A 17828-nucleotide genomic window follows, 5' to 3' on the forward strand; every position below is an offset into this window, starting at 1 on the left:
ATAAAGAAGGCGTCCCTTGTGGACGCCTTTTTTGTGTCTGCGATAAATCGAGGTGTCGAGTTTCGTCGCGTTCAATGGGCGGAGCGGGATGTCTCGACGAAAAATTGTAGACATTTCTCTGTCTGATTGTATTCACATAGGCCTTGTGTTTCGCGGCCCTTGGCCCAAAGTCGTAGGGCTGGGCGCTTGACAGTAGTGACTGGTCAGTCTTGTGGGGACTTTACGAGGCGCGTATCCTCGGCGGTCCGTCTGTCCAACACAGTAAAAAGCGGAATGCCCACATGTCTGATCTGAAAACTGCCGCTCTCGAATATCACGCTCATCCTCGTCCAGGAAAGCTGAGTGTCGAGCTCACCAAGGCCACCGCTACTGCTCGCGACTTGTCGCTGGCCTACAGCCCCGGCGTAGCCGAACCAGTCCGCGAAATCGCTCGCGACCCTGAACTGGCCTACAGATACACCGGTAAAGGCAACCTGGTTGCAGTCATTTCCGATGGCACCGCGATTCTCGGCCTGGGTAACCTCGGCCCATTGGCTTCCAAGCCGGTCATGGAAGGCAAGGGCGTGCTGTTCAAGCGCTTCGCCGGTATCGACGTATTCGACATCGAAGTCGACTCCGAGAGCCCGCAAGCCTTCATCGACACCGTCAAGCGCATCTCCATCACCTTCGGTGGCATCAACCTGGAAGACATCAAGGCACCTGAGTGCTTCGAGATCGAGCGCGCCCTGATCGAACAGTGCGACATTCCGGTATTCCACGATGACCAGCACGGCACCGCGATCGTTACCGCGGCCGGCATGATCAACGCCCTGGAAATCGCCGGCAAGACCCTGCCGGAAGCCAAGATCGTCTGCCTCGGCGCTGGCGCTGCGGCCATCTCCTGCATGAAGTTGCTGGTGAGCATGGGCGCCAATATCGAAAACATCTTCATGGTCGACCGTACCGGTGTGATCCACTCCGGCCGTGACGACCTGAACCAGTACAAGGCTGTGTTCGCCCACGCGACCGAGAAGCGCTCCCTGGCGGACGCGCTGGACGGTGCCGACGTGTTCGTCGGCCTGTCGGGCCCGAACCTGCTGAGCGCGGAAAACCTGCTGCGCATGGCGCCGAACCCAATCGTGTTCGCGTGCTCGAACCCGGATCCGGAAATCGCCCCGGAACTGGCTCACGCGACCCGTAACGACGTGATCATGGCCACCGGCCGTTCGGACTACCCGAACCAGGTCAACAACGTACTGGGCTTCCCGTTCATCTTCCGTGGTGCCCTGGACGTTCGCGCCAAGCGCATCAACGAAGAAATGAAAGTCGCGGCCGCCAACGCCCTGCGCGAACTGGCCAAGCTGCCGGTGCCTCAGGAAGTGTGCGACGCCTACGGCGGCATCAAGCTGGAATTCGGTCGTGAGTACATCATCCCGAAACCAATGGACGCCCGCCTGATCACCTTGATCTCCGATGCCGTGGCCAAGGCCGCCATCGAGACTGGCGTGGCCACCCTGCCGTATCCGAAGAACTACCCGCTCAAGAGCGTGGATGACGTGTTCAACGGCTAAGCCGTTGTAGCGCTTCAACAAAAAGCCCCGGCTCCTGTGAGTCGGGGCTTTTTTGTGCCTGCCGGTTTTGTGTGGCCACCACAAATCCCTGTGGGAGCCGAGCTTGCTCGCGATTGCAGTTTGGCATTCAGCATCGATGCAAGCTGACCTGCCGCCATTGCGAGCAAGCTCTGCTCCCACATTTGATCGGTGATGGACTTTGATTGTGGCCACCGCAAATCCCTGTGGGAGTGAGCTTGCTCGCGATTGCAGTCTGGCATTCAACATTGATGCAAGCTGACCTGCCGCCATCGCGAGCAAGCTCGGCTCCCACATTTGATCGGTGATGGACTTTGATTGTGTCCACCGCAAATCCCTGTGGGAGTGAGCTTGCTCGCGATTGCAGTTTGGCATTCAACATCGATGCAAGCTGACCTGCCGCCATCGCGAGCAAGCTCGGCTCCCACATTTGATCGGTGATGGACTTTGATTGTGTCCACCGCAAATCCCTGTGGGAGCCGAGCTTGCTCGCGATTGCAGTTTGGCATTCAACATCGATGCAAGCTGACCCGCCGCCATCGCGAGCAAGCTCTGCTCCCACAGGGGTGTGGGGCCGGTCAGAACAGATCGATCGGCGCTGCTTCGTCCGCCGGCAGCGGGCTGCCCGGCGCTACACCGTTGCCCAGCTCATTGGCCGAGGGAGGGGTGTCTTCGCTCTTGAACAGTTCGAAGTACGCCCCCGGGGTGCCCGGTGTGGCGGCGCGGCCGCTGACCGGGTCGACCCGCAGGCTGAGGATGCCTTCCGGTTCCGGCTGGGTGTGCGGCGGCTTGTCCTTGAGGGCGGCGCCCATGTAGTTCATCCAGATCGGCAGCGCCACGGTGCCGCCGAACTCGCGGCGACCCAGGCTTTCGGGCTGGTCGAAACCGGTCCAGACGGTGGTTATGTAATCGGCGTTGTAGCCGGAGAACCAGGCATCCTTGGATTCGTTGGTGGTACCGGTCTTGCCCGCCAGGTCGGTGCGGCCCAGGGCCAGGGCGCGGCGGCCAGTGCCGAGCTTGATCACGTCCTGCAGCATGCTGTTGAGAATGTAGGTGGTACGGCCATCGACAATGCGTTCCGCGATGGCAGGCGCTTGGGGCAGGCCAGGGGGCGTGGTGGCTTCGCCCGGTGTCGCATTGACCGTGAACGTCTCGGTGGACGGTGCGGCGACGCCATCGCTGGCCTGCTCACCTGTGGGAACGCGTGGCGGGTTGGCGACGAACAGCGTTTCACCGTTGCGGCTTTCAATCTTGTCGATGATGTACGGGGTGATCTTGTACCCGCCGTTGGCGAACGCGCTCCAGCCCGTGGCGATCTCCATCGGCGTCAAGGTCGCGGTGCCCAGGGCCAGGGACAGGTTGCGCGGCAGGTCCTGCTTGTTGAAGCCGAACTTGCTGATGTAGTCGATGGTGCGGTCCACGCCCAGCGCTTGCAGCAGGCGGATCGAGACCAGGTTGCGGGACTTGTACAGCGCTTCGCGCAGGCGAATCGGGCCGAGGAACGTATTGGTGTCGTTCTTCGGGCGCCAGACCTTGTCCAGGTACTCGTCGACGAACACGATTGGCGCATCGTTGACCAGGCTGGCGGCGGTGTAGCCGTTATCCAGGGCGGCGCTGTAGACGAACGGCTTGAAGCTCGAGCCCGGCTGGCGCTTGGCCTGCAACGCTCGGTTGTAATTGCTTTGCTCGAAGGCGAAGCCACCCACCAGCGAACGAATGGCGCCGTTCTGCGGGTCGAGGGACACCAGTGCGCCCTGGGCGGCCGGGATCTGGCTGAACTTCAGGGTGTTGTCCGCCTGGCGCTGGACGCGGATCAGGTCGCCGACCTGGGCGACGTCCGACGGCTGCCGTGGGTTGGCACCCATGCTGTTGGTATTGAGGAACGGGCGGGCCCACTTCATGGTGTCCCAGGCCACGTGTTCTTCCTGTTCGGCGTTGCGGGTCAGCACCTTGATGCCGTCCTTGTCCACCGACGTGACGATCGCCGGCTCCAGGCTGCTGATGGTGCGCTGCTTGGTCAGCTCCAGTGCCCAGGCTTCCTTGGTCTTGCCCGGCAGGCGCGATTCAGGGCCGCGGTAGCCGTGGCGCTGGTCGTAGGTCATCAGGCCTTCGTGCAGCGCGGTGTTGGCCATTTCCTGCAAGTTGCTCGGCACCGTGGTGGTCACGCGAAAACCTTCGGTATAAGCATCGCTGCCATAGCGCCCGACCATCTCGGCGCGGGCCATCTCGGCGATGTACGGTGCGTTCACTTCCGGGGTCGGTACGTGATAGCTGGCGTTCAGCGGCTCATTGATCGCGGTGGTGTAGTCGGCCTCGCTGATCTTGCCGAGCTTGTACATGCGCCCCAGGATCCAGTCGCGACGCTCCTTGCTGCGCGCCGGGTTGGCCAGCGGGTTGAAGCGCGATGGTGCCTTGGGCAGGCCGGCGATCATCGCCATCTGCGCCAGGCTCACATCGCGGATCGACTTGCCGTAATACACCTGCGCCGCGGCCTCGATGCCGTAGGCACGGTTGCCCAGGTAAATCTTGTTCACGTACAGCTCGAGGATTTCATCCTTGGTCAGCTGCCGCTCGATCTGCAGGGCCAGGAGGATCTCGGTGGTCTTGCGCGAGAAGCTGCGTTCGCTGGTCAGGAAGAAGTTCTTGGCCACCTGCATGGTGATGGTGCTGCCGCCGGACTGGATGTGCCCGCTCTTGACCAACTGGCTGGCGGCGCGCATCAGGCTACCTGGATCGACGCCATAGTGATTGGCGAAGTTATCGTCTTCAGCACTTAGTAACGCATTGATGAAATTGGGGGGAATGTCGGCGAAACGGATTGGTGTGCGGCGCATTTCGCCAAATTCGGCGATCAACTTGTTGTCGCTGCTGTACACCCGCAAAGGAATCTGCAACTGAATACTTCTCAGCGCCTCCACGGACGGCAATCCCGGACTAAGGTAAAGAAAAGCACCGCTCAGGCCCAAGAGCAGTCCGCAGAAAACGGCGACGATGGACCATCCGAAAAATTTCAGCAGACGAATCAAGGCTTTTGGATATCCAGGCAAAGAATGAAAAAGGCGCCAGGTGCAGGGATGGACCCGTGCTTGCAACAAAGCGAAAAAAAACGCTGGGCATTATAAGCATTTTTTTTCATCGGGAATGCCATCCGGGCTTCCGTCGGACGGCCGTGATTGAACGCAATGCGTATTCGAGAGTCCGTAACTCACGGATAGTCATAGGGAATTGGTAGTGCTACGACTCTTCAATAAAAAAGCCCATGCGCTTCTGGGGATCGACATCAGTTCGACGTCGGTGAAGCTGCTCGAGTTGAGCCGCCAGGGTGAACGCTACCGCGTCGAGTCCTACGCGGTCGAACCGTTGCCAGCCAACGCCGTGGTCGAGAAGAACATCGCCGAGCTCGAAGGGGTGGGCCAGGCGTTGTCGCGTCTGTTGGCCAAGGCCAAGACGCCCTTGCGTAGCGTGGCCGTGGCCGTGGCCGGTTCGGCGGTGATCACCAAGATCATCGAGATGGACGCCGGCCTGTCCGACGACGACATGGAGAACCAGCTCAAGATCGAGGCCGATCAATACATTCCCTATCCCCTGGATGAGGTGGCCATTGATTTCGAAGTGGTGGGTGTTTCGCCACGCAGTGCCGAGCGCGTCGAAGTGCTGTTGGCGGCCTGTCGCAAGGAAAACGTCGAGGTCCGCGAGGCCGCGTTGGCGCTCGCCGGGCTGACGGCCCGGGTGGTCGATGTGGAGGCTTATGCGCTGGAGCGTGCGTTCGGCCTGCTCGCCACGCAATTGGCTGCCTCCCAGGAGCGGCTGACCGTGGCGGTTGTCGACATCGGCGCCACCATGACCACCCTCAGCGTGCTGCATAACGGGCGCATCATCTATACCCGCGAACAATTGTTCGGCGGCCGCCAGCTGACCGAGGAAATTCAGCGCCGCTATGGCCTGACACCCGAACAGGCCGGTCTGGCAAAGAAGCAGGGTGGCCTGCCCGACGATTATCTCGGCGAAGTGCTGCAACCTTTTCGCGAGGCCCTGGTACAGCAGGTGTCGCGGTCCCTGCAATTTTTCTTCGCCTCGGGCCAGTACAGTGCGGTGGACCACATTCTGCTGGCCGGGGGCACGGCTTCGGTCGCCGGCCTGGATCGGTTGATCGAGCAGCGCCTGGGCACGCCGACCCAGGTGGCCAACCCGTTTACCAACATGGCCCTGAGCAGCAAGGTCAATGCCGGCGCCCTGGCTGGTGATGCGCCGGCACTGATGATTGCCTGTGGGCTGGCCCTCAGGAGTTTCGACTGATGGCGCGGATCAACCTGCTCCCCTGGCGCGAAGAGCTGCGTGAAGAACGGCGCAAACGCTTTTTGCTGGCCTTGGTGGGGGCGCTGGTCGGCGCGGTCGGCGTGGTCCTGGTCGCGGTCCGGTACATCGACAGCGCCATCGACCAACAGGTCGCTCGCAATAGCCATCTTTCCGAGCAGATCGCCGTGCTGGACGGGCGCATCAAGCAGATCAGCGAATTGAAAGCCCGGCGCCAGCAATTGCTGGAGCGCATGCGCATCATCCAGGACTTGCAAGGTAACCGGCCGGTCAGCGGGCGCATCTTCGACCAGTTGGTGCGGACCTTGCCGGAGGGGGTGTATTTCACCGAAGTGAAGATGGAAGAGCGAATGCTCTCGATCAAGGGGGCTGCGGAGTCGAACAACCGGGTCTCGGACCTGATGCGCAACCTGGACTCGTCGGACCTGTTCGACACGCCCAGTCTGACGGAGGTCAAGGCCACCACCGCAGGGCAGCTCGACCAGGCCAACGTCTTCCAGCTGACGGTTCGCCAGACCCGCCCGGCCGATGCGGAGGACGCCCAATGAAACCAGGGGAGTGGTTCGACGCACTGCGCAAGATCGATCTCAGTGACCTGGACACCAACAACATCGGTTCCTGGCCGGCGCCGATCAAATGGCTGGCCGGGGTCCTGCTGGTGGTCCTGGTGCTGGGGCTGGGCTATAACTTTGCCTTGAGTGACCTGGAGAACCAGTTGCAGCAGGTGCGCGAGGAAGAAAACACCCTCAAGGCGCAATTCGCGGGCAAGGCCCACATGGCCGCGAACCTGGAGCGCTACACCGAGCAGATGAAGCAGATGGAAACGTCTTTTGGTGTGCTGTTGCGGCAATTGCCCAGCGATACCGAAGTACCGGGCCTGCTGGAGGACATTACTCGCACCGGCCTGGGCAGTGGCCTGGAGTTCGAGGAAATCAAGCTGCTGCCGGAGGTCACCCAGCCGTTCTACATCGAGTTGCCGATCCAGATCACCGTCACCGGTGGCTACCACGACCTGGCGACGTTCGTCAGTGGGGTGGCGGGGCTGCCCCGTATTGTCACGCTGCACGATTTCGAGATCGCACCGATGGAGCCCGAGGCCGGCGCGAAGCTGCGCATGAGCATCCAGGCCAAGACCTACCGGTACAACGAGCAGGAGGCGCAGCCATGAGGCCGGTGTGTCGCATCTGCCTGCTGGCAGGCCTGGTCACGCTGGCGGGCTGCGGGAACGACAACGGTTTCAGCGACCTGGACGCCTACATGAATGAAGTGCGCCTGCGGCCGCCCGGCAAGATCGAGCCGACGCCGACGTTCAGGCCCTACGAAACCTTTACCTACAGTGCCGCCAACCTGCGCAGCCCGTTTTCCCGGCAGGTCCGCGTGGACCAGGCCGAGCGTCAGCGGGGCTCGCGCAACGTCCGGCCCGACCCCAACCGAGTCAAGCAGTACCTGGAAGGCTTCAACATCGAGCAGTTTGAAATGGTCGGTACGATCTCCAACGTCAGTGGCTCCTTCGCGCTCCTGCGGGGCGCGGGCGGGGTGCATCGGCTCAAGGTCGGTGACTATCTGGGGCGCAACGACGGGCGGATCGTCAACATCAGTGCCACCCAGGTCGATGTGGTCGAAATCGTTCCCGATGGCGAGGGTGCCTGGCTGGAGCGACCACGGACCATTCCTTTGAAAGAGCATTCATAGTGGAACTCGAACAATGAACAGGTTTTTTTCAGCCCTCGGTATCTCGCTATGGATAGCGCTGTTGTCGCCGATGGTTCATGGGGCCAGTCTGAAGACGCTGGATGTGGCGGCGTTGCCGGGGGACCGTGTCGAGTTGAAGCTCACCTTCGACGGGCCGCCGCCGACACCCCGGGGCTACACCACCGAACAACCGGCGCGGATTGCACTGGACCTGCCGGGCGTGACCAATCAACTGTCCAGCAAGCGCCGCGACCTGGGCGGGGGCAATGCACGCAGCGCCACCGTGGTCGAGGCGGGGGATCGCACCCGGTTGATCATCGGCCTTACCCAACTGGCGCCGTATGACACCCGGGTCGAAGGTAACAACCTGTTCGTGGTGGTTGGCAAGGGCGCTGCCCCGAAGGCTGCCGCCCAGGCCCCGCGCGCGGCGGTTGCCGCGCCTGCGAGGGCCAGTGCGCCGGTGGGCAAGGCGATCCGTGGGGTGGACTTCCAGCGCGGGACCCAGGGCGAAGGCAACGTGGTGATCGATCTGTCTGATCCGTCCATCGCCCCGGACATCCAGGAGCGCGAAGGCAAGATCATCCTCAATTTCGCCAGGACCCAGTTGCCAGAACCGCTGCGGGTGCGCCTGGACGTCAAGGACTTCGCCACCCCGGTGCAATTCGTCAATGCCAGCGCCGGCAGCGACCGGGCGACCATCAGTATCGAACCCAGTGGCACCTTCGACTACTCGACCTACCAGACCGACAACAAGCTCACCGTCAGCGTCCGGCCCATGACCGTCGACGACCTGCAGAAACGCAACGCCGACCGCGCGGCCTACAGTGGCGAGAAGCTCTCGCTCAACTTCCAGGACATCGAGGTGCGTTCGGTCCTGCAACTGATTGCCGATTTTACCAACCTGAACCTCGTGGCCAGCGATACGGTGCAGGGTGGTATCACCCTGCGGCTGCAGAATGTGCCTTGGGACCAGGCGCTCGACCTGGTGCTCAAGACCAAGGGATTGGACAAGCGCAAGGTTGGCAACGTGCTGTTGGTGGCTCCGGCCGATGAAATTGCCGCCCGTGAGCGCCAGGAGTTGGAGTCGCAGAAGCAGATTGCCGACCTGGCGCCGCTGCGGCGTGAGCTGTTGCAGGTCAACTATGCGAAGGCGGCGGACATCGCCAAGCTCTTCCAGTCGGTGACCAGTGCCGAGGCAAAAGCCGATGAGCGCGGCACGATCACGGTCGATGAGCGAACCAACAACATCATTGCCTACCAGACCCAGGACCGCCTCGACGAACTGCGCCGGATCGTGGCGCAGCTGGATATTCCGGTGCGCCAGGTGATGATCGAGGCGCGGATTGTCGAGGCTAACGTCGACTACGACAAAAGCCTGGGCGTACGCTGGGGCGGTTCGATTCAAAACAAAGGCAACTGGAGTTCCTCGGGGGTCACCACGGGCGACTCCACCACCATCGGCACGCCGGGCAGCACCAGCACCAACCAGCCGTTCGTCGACCTGGGCGCCACGGGCAATACCTCGGGCATCGGCATAGCCTTCATTACCGACAACGTATTGCTGGACCTTGAGTTGACGGCCATGGAGAAAACCGGCAACGGGGAAATCGTCTCCCAGCCCAAGGTGGTGACGTCCGACAAGGAGACGGCAAAGATCCTCAAGGGTACGGAAATTCCTTATCAGGAAGCCAGTTCCAGCGGTGCTACGTCGGTGTCGTTCAAGGAGGCTTCGCTGTCGCTGGAGGTGACCCCGCAGATCACTCCAGACAACCGGATCATCATGGAGGTCAAGGTCACCAAGGATGAGCCGGACTACCTGAACAAGGTGAATGATGTGCCGCCGATCAAGAAAAACGAGGTCAATGCCAAGGTCCTGGTCAATGATGGCGAGACCATTGTGATTGGTGGGGTTTTCTCAAATACTCAGAGCAAGGTTGTAGATAAGGTGCCATTTCTTGGCGATGTGCCGTATCTTGGCCGCCTTTTCCGGCGTGATGTGGTTTCGGATAGCAAATCCGAGCTGCTGGTGTTCCTCACTCCGCGTATCATGAATAACCAGGCGATTGCTGTGAGTCGTTGATTCTGTGCGAAATTTGATTCTTGTTGGGCCGATGGGCGCTGGAAAAAGCACCATCGGCCGTTTGCTGGCCAAAGAGCTGCGCCTGCCGTTCAAAGATTCCGACAAGGAAATTGAATTGCGCACGGGCGCCAATATCCCATGGATTTTCGACAAGGAAGGCGAACCGGGCTTTCGTGACCGTGAGCAGGCGATGATCGCCGAGCTGTGCGCGTTCGATGGCGTGGTGCTTGCCACCGGTGGCGGCGCGGTGATGCGCGAAGCCAATCGTCGGGCGCTGCATGCCGGCGGACGAGTGGTCTATCTGCATGCTTCTGTCGAGCAGCAGGTCGGTCGCACCGCCCGGGATCGCAACCGCCCGCTGTTGCGCACCGCCGACCCGGCCAAGACCCTGCGGGACCTCCTGGCGCTGCGTGATCCGCTGTATCGGGAGATCGCCGACCTGGTGGTGGAAACCGACGAGCGGCCGCCGCGAATGGTGGTGCTGGACATTCTCGATCGCCTTCAGCAACTGCCTCCCCGTTAATGCGCTTGGCGAAATGCGCTATCCTCGGCGTCCCGTCATGGCCCGCCTGGGGCGTGGCGGATGGCCATTAACTGGCGTCAGAACAAGCACCGTGGACTTTCGTTAATTGCAGGCAGGACGCCTGATTCCATCTTCACTGTGGGGACACATGCAGACACTTAAGGTCGACCTGGGCGAGCGCAGCTACCCGATTCATATTGGCGAAGGCTTGCTGGACCAGCCCGAACTGCTGGCGCCGCATATCGCCGGGCGGCAAGTGGCGATCATTTCCAATGAAACCGTCGCACCCCTGTATCTGGAACGTCTGACCCGCAGCCTGTCGGCCTTCTCGGTCATTTCCGTGGTATTGCCCGACGGCGAAGCCTTCAAGAACTGGGAAACCCTGCAACTTATTTTCGACGGCCTGCTGACTGCGCGCCACGATCGTCGCACCACGGTGGTTGCCTTGGGTGGCGGTGTGATCGGCGACATGGCCGGCTTTGCAGCCGCCTGCTATCAGCGTGGCGTCGATTTCATCCAGATCCCCACCACGCTGCTGTCGCAGGTCGACTCGTCGGTGGGCGGCAAGACCGGGATCAACCATCCGCTGGGCAAGAACATGGTCGGTGCTTTCTATCAGCCCAATGTGGTGCTGATCGACACCGCCACCCTCAATACCTTGCCGGCCCGCGAACTGTCTGCGGGGCTGGCGGAAGTCATCAAGTACGGGCTGATCTGCGACGAGCCATTCCTGGGCTGGCTCGAGGAGAACGTCGACCGCCTGCGTGCGCTGGATCAAGCGGCCCTGACCTACGCCATCGAGCGCTCCTGCGCCGCCAAGGCTGCCGTGGTCGGTGCCGATGAGCGTGAGTCGGGGGTGCGCGCCACCCTCAACCTGGGTCACACCTTTGGCCATGCCATCGAAACCCACATGGGCTATGGTGTCTGGCTGCACGGTGAAGCGGTTGCGGCCGGTACGGTCATGGCCCTGGAGATGTCTACGCGCCTGGGCTGGATCAGCGAACAGGAGCGTGATCGCGGTATTCGTCTGTTCCAGCGCGCCGGGCTGCCGGTGGTTCCGCCCGAGGAAATGAGCGAGGCGGATTTTCTTGAACACATGGCAATCGACAAAAAAGTGATCGACGGTCGTCTGCGCCTGGTGCTGCTGCGCCACATGGGCGAAGCGGTGGTGACCGACGATTATCCGAAAGAAGTTCTACAGGCCACGCTGGGAGCGGACTACCGCGCCCTGGCTCAGCTTAAAGGTTAATAAGATTCCGATGACTAGTTTGCATGCCGACGAGGCTTTCCTCGGCCATTTCCAATTGAGTCATGACCCTTTCGCACCGCGGGTCCCGGGCTTCAAGTTCTTCCCTGCCCAGCGCAAACCAGTACTGGGCCAGTTGCATCACCTGGCGCGCTACAGCCAGTTGCTGCTGGTGGTCACCGGTCCCCAGGGCAGCGGCAAGACCTTGCTGCGCCAGGCCCTGGTGGCCAGCACCAACAAGCAGTCCGTGCAAAGCGTGGTGGTGTCGGCCCGTGGCGCTGGCGATGCCGCCGGTGTATTGCGTCAGGTGGCCCAGGCGCTGAACGTCGCGCAGGCCGAAGTCGGTGCAATTCTCGATCAGATCGTGCAACTGGCGCTGACCGGGCAGGAAGTCTATCTGCTGGTGGACGATGCCGAGCAACTCGACGAGTCGGCTCTTGAGGCCCTGCTGGCCCTGGCAGCCGGTGCGCCGGAGGGTCGCCCTCATGTGTTCCTGTTTGGTGAGTCGTCGCTGATCGCCGACCTGGACCAATTGAGCCTTGAGGAAGAGCGCTTCCACGTCATCGAGCTGGCGCCCTATACCGAGGAAGAAACGCGTGAATACCTGGCCCAGCGTCTTGAGGGTGCGGGCCGGGGTATCGAACTTTTTACCGCCGATCAGATCTCTGAGATTCACGAAAGCGCCGACGGTTGGCCTGGCAACATCAACCAGGTCGCCCGCGATGCTCTGATCGAAGTCATGATTGCTAGCCGCTCAGCGGTGAAGCGTCCAAGTATGGGGTTCAACATGCCGAAGAAACACGTATTGGCAATTTCCGCCGTCGTCGTGGTCGCGGTTGCCGCCGCCTGGCTGATGCCGGGTCGCACCAAGGCACCCACCACGGGTGCCCCTGCCAACGAACAGGCGCAACTGCCCCTCGGCCAAGGGACGCCGCAACCCAACGGTGGTGCGCCGGCAGTGGAATTCGCCGGCAACACCCAGCCGATGCCACTGCCGCTGGTCGGCCAGTCGCAACCGGTCATGCGCGGCCCGCTGGCTGAAGCGGCCGGCGGCATCACCGAAGGCGACGACGGTGCGGCGCCACCGATCGACGACAGCAGCGACGTGCCTCCGACCGTGACCACCACTGCGCCGCCTGTGGGCGTGCCGGCGGGTCCTGCACCGACGCCAACGCCTGCTCCGGCCGCCAAGCCGACCCCGGCGCCCACCCAGGTGGCCACCGCCAAGCCAGTCCCGGTTCCAGCGCCTGCCGCCAAGCCCGCGGCGCCAGCACCCGCAGCCAAGCCTGCTGCTCCGGCCAAGGCCACGGGCGGTAGCTGGTACGCTGGCCAGGCACCGGGCAACTACGTAGTGCAGATCCTCGGCACCAGCTCCGAAGCCGCGGCACAGAGCTTCGTCAAGGAGCAGGGCGGCGAGTACCGCTATTTCAAGAAAGTCCTCAATGGCAAGCCGCTGTATGTCATCACCTACGGCAGCTTTGCCAACCGTGATGCAGCCGTTTCCGCCATCAAGGCCTTGCCAGCGAAGGTTCAGGCTGGTAAACCTTGGCCTCGCACTGTCGCCAGCGTCCAACAGGAACTGGCAGCAACTCGCTGAAGATTCGGCGGCCTTACCCAGGCCGCCTCTCCCGGCAACCTCAAAATTTCCGCAGGGGCGGGCGACCTTTCAGGTCGCGCGCCTTGTGGTGTCTGCGTCACAGTAGCGTTTGAGTCGTAGCGGTCGAACCCAAAAAAGTTTTGACTAGCACAGCATATAGCTTTAAACCTTTCACAAATGCGACATGGATTTGCGACAGTTCGTCGTCAAATTTGTGAGCCTCTGTGTCGGTGTGTACAATGACCTCCCTTTTGCCCCCGCAAAGCTGGCGTACGTTCGGCGCGGTATGCAACTGGTTGAATTGAAAAGAAATTTGCCTCGATTAGAGGCAGCCTGGTGAGAAAGTGTCTATGAAAGCAGGTCTGTACCAACCAGATGAATTCAAGGATAACTGCGGTTTCGGCCTGATAGCTCATATGCAGGGCGAGCCCAGCCACACCCTTTTGCAAACGGCCATTGAGGCCCTGACCTGCATGACCCACCGTGGTGGGATCAACGCCGACGGCAAGACCGGCGACGGTTGTGGCTTGCTGATTCAAAAGCCCGACGAGTTCCTGCGTGCCGTAGCCCAGGAAACGTTTGGCGTGACCCTGCCCAAGCAGTACGCCGTGGGCATGGTGTTCTTCAATCAGGACCCGGTGAAGGCGCAAGCGGCTCGCGAAAACATGAATCGCGAAATCCTGGCTGCCGGCCTGCAACTGGTCGGCTGGCGCAAAGTGCCGATCGACACCAGTGTCCTCGGCCGCCTGGCGCTTGAGCGCCTGCCGCAGATCGAACAGGTGTTCATCGCCGGCGAAGGCTTGAGCGACCAGGACATGTCGATCAAGCTGTTCAGCTCCCGTCGTCGTTCGTCCGTGGCCAATGCCGCCGACACCGATCACTACATCTGCAGCTTTTCCCACAAGACCATTATCTACAAAGGCCTGATGATGCCGGCGGACCTCACCGCCTTCTATCCAGACCTGAGCGACGAGCGCCTGAAAACCGCGATCTGCGTGTTCCACCAGCGCTTCTCCACCAACACCCTGCCGAAATGGCCGCTGGCCCAGCCATTCCGCTTCCTCGCCCACAACGGCGAGATCAACACCATCACCGGCAACCGCAACTGGGCCGTGGCCCGTCGCACCAAGTTCGCCAACGACCTGATGCCGGACCTCGAAGAGCTCGGCCCACTGGTCAACCGCGTGGGCTCGGACTCCTCGAGCATGGACAACATGCTGGAACTGATGGTGACCGGTGGCATCGACCTGTTCCGTGGCGTGCGCATGCTCGTGCCGCCGGCGTGGCAGAACGTCGAGACCATGGACCCGGACCTGCGCGCTTTCTACGAATACAACTCCATGCACATGGAGCCGTGGGACGGCCCGGCCGGTATCGTCATGACCGACGGTCGCTACGCTGTGTGCCTGCTGGACCGTAACGGTCTGCGTCCGGCGCGTTGGGTCACCACCACCAACGGGTTCATCACCCTGGCGTCGGAAATCGGCGTCTGGAACTATCAGCCCGAAGACGTCATCGCCAAGGGCCGCGTAGGCCCGGGCCAGATCTTTGCCGTGGACACCGAGACCGGCCAGATCCTCGACACCGACGCCATCGACAACCGCCTCAAGTCCCGTCATCCGTACAAGCAATGGCTGCGCAAGAATGCCCTGCGCATCCAGGCGACCATGGAAGACAACGACCATGGCTCGGCTTTCTATGATGTTGACCAGCTCAAGCAGTACATGAAGATGTACCAGGTGACGTTCGAAGAGCGTGACCAGGTGCTGCGCCCGCTGGGCGAGCAGGGCTACGAAGCGGTCGGCTCCATGGGTGACGACACGCCGATGGCCGTGCTGTCGCAGCGCGTGCGTACGCCGTACGACTATTTCCGCCAGCAGTTCGCCCAGGTGACCAACCCACCGATCGACCCGCTGCGCGAAGCGATCGTGATGTCCCTGGAAATCTGCCTCGGTGCCGAGCGCAACATTTTCCAGGAGTCGCCGGAACACGCCTCGCGGGTGATCCTCAGCTCGCCGGTCATTTCCCCGGCCAAGTGGCGCTCGTTGACCAACCTCGACCGCCCGGGCTTTGCGCGCCAGGTCATCGACCTGAACTACGACGAAAGCGTCGGCCTGGAAGCGGCGATCCGCAACGTGGCCGATCAGGCTGAAGAAGCCGCGCGCGCCGGTCGTACCCAGATCGTCCTCAGCGACCGTCATATCGCGCCGGGCAAGCTGCCGATCCATGCCTCGCTGGCCACCGGTGCGGTGCACCATCGCCTGACCGAAAAAGGCCTGCGCTGCGACTCCAACATCCTGGTAGAGACCGCCACCGCCCGCGATCCGCATCACTTCGCGGTGCTGATCGGTTTCGGTGCCTCGGCGGTGTATCCGTTCCTGGCCTATGAAGTGCTGGGCGACCTGATCCGTACCGGTGAAGTGCTGGGCGACCTCTATGAGGTGTTCAAGAACTACCGCAAGGGCATCACCAAGGGCCTGCTCAAGATCCTGTCGAAGATGGGTATCTCGACCATCGCCTCGTACCGTGGCGCGCAACTGTTCGAGGCCATCGGCCTGTCCGAAGAAGTCTGCGAGCTGAGCTTCCGTGGCGTGCCGAGCCGCATCAAAGGTGCGCGTTTCGTCGACATCGAAGCCGAACAGAAAGCCCTGGCGGCCGAAGCCTGGAGCCCGCGTAAGCCGATCCAGCAAGGCGGTCTGTTGAAGTTCGTCCATGGTGGCGAGTACCACGCCTACAACCCGGACGTGGTCAGCACCTTGCAAGCCGCCGTGCAGCAGGGCGACTACAGCAAGTTCAAGGAATACACCTCGTTGGTGGACAACCGTCCGGTGTCGATGATTCGCGACCTGCTCAAGGTCAAGACCCTCGACACGCCGCTGGACATCAGTGAAATAGAGCCGCTGGAATCGGTGCTCAAGCGCTTCGATTCGGCCGGTATTTCCCTGGGCGCCTTGTCCCCGGAAGCCCACGAAGCCCTGGCCGAAGCCATGAACCGCCTCGGTGCGCGTTCCAACTCCGGTGAAGGCGGCGAAGACCCGGCGCGCTACGGCACCATCAAGAGTTCGAAAATCAAGCAGGTGGCGACCGGCCGCTTCGGTGTGACGCCGGAATATCTGGTCAACGCTGAAGTGCTGCAGATCAAGGTTGCCCAGGGCGCCAAGCCCGGCGAAGGCGGCCAGTTGCCCGGCGGCAAGGTCAACGGCCTGATCGCCAAGCTGCGCTACGCGGTACCCGGCGTGACCCTGATCTCGCCGCCGCCGCACCACGACATCTACTCGATCGAAGACTTGTCGCAACTGATCTTCGACCTCAAGCAGGTGAACCCCAAGGCGCTGGTCTCGGTGAAACTGGTGGCGGAAGCCGGCGTTGGCACCATCGCGGCCGGCGTGGCCAAGGCCTATGCCGACCTGATCACCATCTCCGGCTACGACGGCGGCACCGGCGCATCGCCGCTGACTTCGATCAAGTACGCTGGCGCACCGTGGGAACTGGGCCTGGCTGAAACCCACCAGACCCTGCGCGGCAACGATTTGCGCGGCAAGGTCCGGGTGCAGACCGACGGTGGCCTGAAAACCGGCCTGGACGTGATCAAGGCCGCCATCCTCGGCGCCGAGAGCTTCGGCTTCGGCACCGCGCCGATGATCGCCCTGGGCTGCAAATACCTGCGCATCTGCCACCTGAACAACTGCGCCACCGGCGTCGCGACCCAGAACGACAAGCTGCGCAAGGACCACTACATTGGTACCGTCGACATGGTGGTGAATTTCTTCACCTACGTGGCCGAAGAGACCCGTGAGTGGCTGGCGAAGCTGGGCGTGCGCTCGCTTGAAGAGCTGATCGGCCGTACCGATCTGCTGGAAGTGATCGAAGGCCAGACCGCCAAGCAGCATCACCTGGACCTGACCCCATTGCTGGGCAGCGATTACATTCCGGCAGACAAGCCACAGTTCTGCCAGGTTGATCGCAACCCGCCATTCGACAAGGGTGAGCTGGCCGAGAAGATGGTCGACATGGCCGCTGCGGCGATCAACGACCTGAGCGGTGCCGAGTTCGACCTGGATATCTGCAACTGCGACCGTTCCATCGGCGCACGGATCTCCGGCGAAATCGCGCGCAAGCACGGCAACCAGGGCATGGCCAAGGCGCCGGTGACCTTCCGCTTCAAGGGCACCGCAGGCCAGAGCTTCGGCGTCTGGAACGCCGGTGGCCTGAACATGTACCTGGAAGGCGATGCCAACGACTACGTGGGCAAGGGCATGACCGGCGGCAAGCTGGTCATCGTTCCGCCCAAGGGCAGCGTCTACAAGACTCAGGACAGTGCCATCATCGGCAACACCTGCCTCTACGGCGCCACAGGCGGCAAGCTGTTCGCCGCCGGCACCGCGGGCGAGCGTTTTGCCGTGCGTAACTCCGGGGCCCACACTGTGGTGGAAGGCACCGGCGATCACTGCTGCGAGTACATGACCGGTGGTTTTGTCTGCGTGCTGGGCAAGACCGGTTATAACTTCGGCTCAGGCATGACCGGCGGTTTCGCCTACGTGCTCGACCAGGACAACACCTTCGTTGACCGGGTCAACCACGAACTGGTGGAAATCCAGCGGATCAGCGGCGAGGCGATGGAAGCCTATCGCAGCCACCTGCAAAACGTGCTGAACGAGTACGTCGCGGAAACCGACAGCGAGTGGGGTCGTGAACTCGCCGAGAACCTCGATGACTACTTGCGCCGTTTCTGGCTGGTCAAGCCCAAGGCTGCCAACCTGAAGTCGTTGCTTTCCAGCACTCGTGCCAACCCGCAGTGATATGCGCCT

At 62.0% G+C, this 17828-nt stretch carries 11 protein-coding genes; 10 read left to right on the forward strand and 1 reads right to left on the reverse strand.

The genetic code is table 11. From position 1 onward, the window contains the following. The first annotated feature begins 281 nt into the window (after positions 1 to 281). On the forward strand, positions 282 to 1550 hold the full coding sequence (locus tag AD662_RS02165) for a malic enzyme-like NAD(P)-binding protein (protein WP_014336160.1): 1269 nt from the start codon (positions 282 to 284) through the stop codon (positions 1548 to 1550). Between the two features lie 596 nt (positions 1551 to 2146). Here AD662_RS02165 and AD662_RS02170 read toward each other — a convergent pair. Continuing rightward, positions 2147 to 4591 (reverse strand): penicillin-binding protein 1A, encoded by a 2445-nt coding sequence (locus tag AD662_RS02170; protein WP_371915897.1) that lies wholly within the window; start codon positions 4589 to 4591, stop codon positions 2147 to 2149. Between the two features lie 208 nt (positions 4592 to 4799). Between AD662_RS02170 and AD662_RS02175 the strand changes: the two genes are divergently transcribed. The 9 genes from AD662_RS02175 (at position 4800) to gltB (ending at position 17819) form a co-directional block, all read left to right on the forward strand. Beyond that, a complete protein-coding gene (locus AD662_RS02175) occupies positions 4800 to 5864 on the forward strand; it encodes a pilus assembly protein PilM (protein ID WP_053177813.1) in 1065 nt (354 codons plus the stop codon). Continuing rightward, on the forward strand, positions 5864 to 6430 hold the full coding sequence (locus AD662_RS02180; protein WP_053177815.1) for a PilN domain-containing protein: 567 nt from the start codon (positions 5864 to 5866) through the stop codon (positions 6428 to 6430). The genes AD662_RS02175 and AD662_RS02180 overlap by 1 nt, the downstream gene beginning before the upstream one ends. Further along, on the forward strand, positions 6427 to 7050 hold the full coding sequence (gene pilO, locus AD662_RS02185; protein WP_003196977.1) for a type 4a pilus biogenesis protein PilO: 624 nt from the start codon (positions 6427 to 6429) through the stop codon (positions 7048 to 7050). Before AD662_RS02180 ends, pilO begins: the two co-directional genes overlap by 4 nt. Then, a complete protein-coding gene (locus AD662_RS02190) occupies positions 7047 to 7574 on the forward strand; it encodes a pilus assembly protein PilP (RefSeq protein WP_024616290.1) in 528 nt (175 codons plus the stop codon). The genes pilO and AD662_RS02190 overlap by 4 nt, the downstream gene beginning before the upstream one ends. A gap of 13 nt (positions 7575 to 7587) precedes the next feature. After that, positions 7588 to 9654 carry a type IV pilus secretin PilQ gene (locus AD662_RS02195; protein ID WP_053185224.1) on the forward strand — a complete coding sequence of 689 codons (2067 nt, stop codon included), beginning with the start codon at positions 7588 to 7590 and terminating at the stop codon, positions 9652 to 9654. Positions 9655 to 9658: 4 nt separating this feature from the next. Continuing rightward, positions 9659 to 10177, forward strand: a complete 519-nt coding sequence (gene aroK, locus AD662_RS02200) for a shikimate kinase AroK (RefSeq protein ID WP_024616288.1) — start codon at positions 9659 to 9661, stop codon at positions 10175 to 10177. A 148-nt stretch (positions 10178 to 10325) separates the two neighbouring features. After that, positions 10326 to 11426 carry a 3-dehydroquinate synthase gene (gene aroB, locus AD662_RS02205; protein ID WP_024616287.1) on the forward strand — a complete coding sequence of 367 codons (1101 nt, stop codon included), beginning with the start codon at positions 10326 to 10328 and terminating at the stop codon, positions 11424 to 11426. 10 nt (positions 11427 to 11436) lie between these two features. Next, the gene (locus AD662_RS02210) at positions 11437 to 13020 is read left to right on the forward strand and encodes an AAA family ATPase (RefSeq protein WP_053185227.1); all 1584 of its coding nucleotides are present in this window, start codon (positions 11437 to 11439) and stop codon (positions 13018 to 13020) included. Positions 13021 to 13370: 350 nt separating this feature from the next. After that, a complete protein-coding gene (gene gltB / locus AD662_RS02215) occupies positions 13371 to 17819 on the forward strand; it encodes a glutamate synthase large subunit (protein WP_014336171.1) in 4449 nt (1482 codons plus the stop codon). Positions 17820 to 17828: the final 9 nt, after the last annotated feature.

It is taken from the genome of Pseudomonas kilonensis, assembly GCF_001269885.1.
GTDB classification, from domain to species: domain Bacteria; phylum Pseudomonadota; class Gammaproteobacteria; order Pseudomonadales; family Pseudomonadaceae; genus Aquipseudomonas; species Aquipseudomonas kilonensis.

What these genes read in the sequence shown, in the direction of transcription:
- AD662_RS02165 (WP_014336160.1), top strand. Translation starts at nt 282, where the DNA reads ATGTCTGATCTGAAAACTGCCGCTCTCGAATATCACGCTCATCCTCGT.
- AD662_RS02180 (WP_053177815.1), top strand. Translation starts at nt 5,864, where the DNA reads ATGGCGCGGATCAACCTGCTCCCCTGGCGCGAAGAGCTGCGTGAAGAA.
- pilO (WP_003196977.1), top strand. Translation starts at nt 6,427, where the DNA reads ATGAAACCAGGGGAGTGGTTCGACGCACTGCGCAAGATCGATCTCAGT.
- AD662_RS02190 (WP_024616290.1), top strand. Translation starts at nt 7,047, where the DNA reads ATGAGGCCGGTGTGTCGCATCTGCCTGCTGGCAGGCCTGGTCACGCTG.
- AD662_RS02195 (WP_053185224.1), top strand. Translation starts at nt 7,588, where the DNA reads ATGAACAGGTTTTTTTCAGCCCTCGGTATCTCGCTATGGATAGCGCTG.
- aroB (WP_024616287.1), top strand. Translation starts at nt 10,326, where the DNA reads ATGCAGACACTTAAGGTCGACCTGGGCGAGCGCAGCTACCCGATTCAT.
- AD662_RS02210 (WP_053185227.1), top strand. Translation starts at nt 11,437, where the DNA reads ATGACTAGTTTGCATGCCGACGAGGCTTTCCTCGGCCATTTCCAATTG.
- gltB (WP_014336171.1), top strand. Translation starts at nt 13,371, where the DNA reads ATGAAAGCAGGTCTGTACCAACCAGATGAATTCAAGGATAACTGCGGT.